The 589-nt window shown below is 52.0% G+C and carries 1 protein-coding gene; it reads left to right on the top strand.

What is annotated here, in order from left to right; genetic code table 11:
- Positions 1–110: 110 nt before the first annotated feature.
- Positions 111–272 carry a hypothetical protein gene (locus KMS84_RS43730; RefSeq protein ID WP_169882213.1) on the top strand — a complete coding sequence of 54 codons (162 nt, stop codon included), beginning with the start codon at positions 111–113 and terminating at the stop codon, positions 270–272.
- Positions 273–589 lie beyond the last annotated feature (317 nt).

The raw sequence follows: 589 nt of genomic DNA, 5'->3' as shown, positions 1-589 counted from the left end.
ACCTGGCGCCGAGTCGCAGTGACCTCGAAGGCGACGACACCAAGTAATCAACATTCGGCGCGCCTGGTGCAGGTAAGCACCGGGCAACCCCAACAGATGAGGTGATAACGATGACCCTGGACGAAGCTCTCGAAGAAGACAACGTGGTAAGCCGCGACGAAGCAAAAGCCGAGTGCGAGAAACATTCCCTCGCCTTCGCCGATCTTGTAGACGAGCTGGGCGACCACTCGGAATACAAGTCCCGTGACGTAATGCATTGGCTGGGGTACTGATTTGATGGCTACACCAGTTGATGTCGATTCTTGAAATAAACTGCTAAGCCCATCGCCCGCTCCGCCGGGCCACTTCACCAGGTCAAGGAAATCAGATCGATGCAAAACGCTAAATCAAAACGCAGCACTGTGCTGCTGGTACTGGCTCTGTTTGTCGCTGTCGGTGCGGTATCGTACAGCGTTCTTGTGTCGCAACGACAAGCCAGTGAACTAGCTGAATATTGCGCGAAGCCAGTTGTCGAGCCATTCAAAACTAAGCTGGCCTGTATTGCCCGTCAGTTGAAGTGAATTAATAAAAAATTACTAAAGGTAAAATC

Origin of the sequence: Streptomyces hilarionis (assembly GCF_024539675.1) — a bacterium.
Lineage (GTDB): Bacteria > Actinomycetota > Actinomycetes > Streptomycetales > Streptomycetaceae > Streptomyces > Streptomyces hilarionis.
This window is presented reverse-complemented; position numbering and strand designations above follow the sequence as displayed.

Coding starts and splice junctions, on each gene's coding strand:
- KMS84_RS43730 (WP_169882213.1), top strand. CDS start 111: ATGACCCTGGACGAAGCTCTCGAAGAAGACAACGTGGTAAGCCGCGAC.